The organism is Paenisporosarcina sp. P4_E4_2 (assembly GCF_056401595.1).
In genome coordinates, this window is the sequence record NZ_JBFUJC010000413.1 from 1 (window position 1) to 2,445 (window position 2,445).

The following is a 2,445-nucleotide window of genomic DNA, read 5'->3' on the forward strand; positions in this document are numbered from 1 at the left end:
GAATACCACCGTGAGGGATATGAAGAGTGTTATGAATATAAGGAGTTATTGGGATGGATATCGTGCAAGAATCATCGCTTAATTTCTTCTCCATATGCAAAGTAGCGCCTAAATAAGTGGAAAGATCACCACTTTGTTTCTTCTCAAAGCCTTCCAACCATTTTGATAACGTAGAGACATCTTCGGTTGATGCATGAATTAATATGTTTTCGAGTTGATTACGTACTGATTTTTTCATGTTGTTTCTCCTAACTTTTAGCAAATGCAGGTCTTTTATTTTATGAGTCCAATCTGTTATGATTAAAATAGATTGGAGGAATGTCCGATGATGATGACATCAGAATGGGCAAACATCATGGATGAAGGAGATAGTTTAACACAGATGATTTTATCCTCCGAGCAAGTAGAACGCTTCAAAGAAGCATATTTCGCCGTTTATACAGACGAATTATTAAATAGACAGATTGCTTCTTTTTCTCGTTTAAAAGAGCAGTATGAAGATGTTCAACGCTTCGGAAAGTATCATCCGGACTATCAGCACGTGATGAAGTCTATTCGAGTACAAAAACGCGCACTTGATATGAATGAACGTGTCGCTAATTTAAGACTGGCTGAAAACGAATTGCAAGATTTGTTGGATGAAGTCAGCTTATTAATAGGAAAAACTGTATCTGAATCTGTCAAGGTCCCTGTCAGCAATCCGTTCTTCGCTTCAGCTGCCTCTTCTTGTAGTACAGGAAGCTGTGGAACTGGTGGTTCTTGTGGCTGTTCAGCTTAAATAAAAGATTGTAGCTTGGGTGCGTAACTGCTCTTGAGCCGGACATAACAAAAGGATGTGCGCGTAATGTGCACATCCTTTTTCTTATTCTTAAAGAAAGTTTTAGCTTATACACATTTTCTTATGCAATATGTTCTGCCAGTAACGCAACGGCTAAATCTGGACGATCTGTAACAATTCCTTTTGCACCTGATTGCAACAAACGCTGCATTACTTGAGGATCATTGATTGTCCAGTAGTGAACGGGAACATTCAGTTTGCTCAGGAAGTTGATAAAACCTTCTCCATCAAGTGGGAAAACACCGGATTTCACTGGAATTTGAAAGACGTCTACACGAGGATGATACAAATGTCCGAACTGACTTGTGTAGGCAGAATACGCTTTACGCACTTCGTTTTCTCCTGCACCAAGTGCCACCGAATTTTGAGCATACAGGTTGAAACGATCGATTTGCTCGTCATGGAAGCTCGTGACAACCACACGGTTTTGAGCACCAAGTTCTTCTATCAAACGCCATAATTTTGAAGGAATCAAGCTACCTTCATACGTTTCAGGAGAATCCTTCATATCGATGTTAATCAACATTTGTGGGAATGCTTCAAATAGCTCACGTAGCGTGATAGCAGTTAAGCCTTGTCCACGATATTCATATTCTTGCTGCTCATTAATAAACTGATAACCCAGATCAAAAGCCTTAAGTTCAGAAAGTGTCATATCTGCAACACGTCCTGCACCGTCAGTGGTACGATCTACATATTCGTCATGGAAAACCACGATTTCTTCATCTTTTGTCAAGCGAATATCGATTTCAAATCCATGAACTCCAAGTTCAGCTGCTTTTTTGAAAGCTATCATGGAGTTTTCTGGAGCAATCAGAGAACCTCCACGATGAGCTAAGATAATCGGATGTTCATATTGAAGTGCTTCTTTATCAGGGCGTTTTTGAGGTTTTGAGATGGCTTTAGAGCCTGCCCAGGCAGCAGCACCAGCTGCGGCGATTGCGAATGCTACTTTCGTTTTCTTTCCCATGTCTAATTCCTCCTCATGCAAACTTGCTTTCCCCATTATAAAGGAAAGTATAGCAAACTGTCAGCTTCAAGCGGTTGCGAACGTTTTCTTTCATATGGTATTCTTTTAAGTAAGAAAAGAGGGAACTCGCATGAATGAACGACAAGGATTAATTGTATATGTACATCATTTAAAACAAGCGAAGTCGCTGAGGAAATATGGACATGTTCAATATATTTCCCGAAAATTAAAGTATGTCGTAATGTATTGCGACCTCGATCAAATTGAAGCGATTTCAACGAAATTACAAAAACTCCCGTTTGTAAAAGAAGTCAGTCCTTCCTACCGTCCGTTTGTCAAAACTGAATATGAAAATTCTAAACCGGACAAAGCAAAAGAATATGACTATAAAACGGGCTTATAACTTAGCTTAAAGGCGGCAAAATGTGATGCAATCTAAACAACCCGATTAAATATTGATGGTACAAAGCGGGCTCAGCAAAATAAGRTGAATGCTTAACTTCGAGACGGTGTGGGGAATAATTTCTTTCCTGCAGCGTTTTTTCAATTAGTTGGATGCGTTTGCTCGGTTTTTCTTCCGAGTATTCAATCCCTTCGCGACAGAAGTAAATCGGCGTGAATTTACTATCATCTACAG

4 protein-coding genes and 1 pseudogene are annotated in these 2,445 nt (G+C 39.6%); 2 read left to right on the forward strand and 3 right to left on the reverse strand.

Annotated elements, in window-relative coordinates:
• Positions 1–238: pseudogene (locus AC1DSB_RS17965) on the reverse strand (PaaI family thioesterase); the annotation flags it as partial.
• 87 nt (positions 239–325) lie between these two features.
• On the opposite strand from AC1DSB_RS17965, the gene AC1DSB_RS17970 reads away from it, so the two are divergent.
• Positions 326–778 carry a YlbF/YmcA family competence regulator gene (locus tag AC1DSB_RS17970; RefSeq protein WP_016427797.1) on the forward strand — a complete coding sequence of 151 codons (453 nt, stop codon included), beginning with the start codon at positions 326–328 and terminating at the stop codon, positions 776–778.
• Between the two features lie 121 nt (positions 779–899).
• Here AC1DSB_RS17970 and AC1DSB_RS17975 read toward each other — a convergent pair whose 3' ends face one another.
• On the reverse strand, positions 900–1,808 hold the full coding sequence (locus tag AC1DSB_RS17975) for a glycerophosphodiester phosphodiesterase family protein (RefSeq protein WP_016427796.1): 909 nt from the start codon (positions 1,806–1,808) through the stop codon (positions 900–902).
• A 130-nt stretch (positions 1,809–1,938) separates the two neighbouring features.
• Here AC1DSB_RS17975 and AC1DSB_RS17980 point away from each other — a divergent pair, with 130 nt between their 5' ends.
• On the forward strand, positions 1,939–2,211 hold the full coding sequence (locus AC1DSB_RS17980; RefSeq protein ID WP_016427795.1) for a YlbG family protein: 273 nt from the start codon (positions 1,939–1,941) through the stop codon (positions 2,209–2,211).
• Between the two features lies 1 nt (position 2,212).
• Here the strand turns inward: AC1DSB_RS17980 and AC1DSB_RS17985 are convergent.
• The coding region (locus AC1DSB_RS17985) for a DUF7147 family protein (protein ID WP_477587276.1) at positions 2,213–2,445 on the reverse strand (233 nt) is incomplete at its 5' end.

Coding starts and splice junctions, on each gene's coding strand:
- AC1DSB_RS17975 (WP_016427796.1), bottom strand. CDS start 1,808: ATGGGAAAGAAAACGAAAGTAGCATTCGCAATCGCCGCAGCTGGTGCT.
- AC1DSB_RS17970 (WP_016427797.1), top strand. CDS start 326: ATGATGATGACATCAGAATGGGCAAACATCATGGATGAAGGAGATAGT.
- AC1DSB_RS17980 (WP_016427795.1), top strand. CDS start 1,939: ATGAATGAACGACAAGGATTAATTGTATATGTACATCATTTAAAACAA.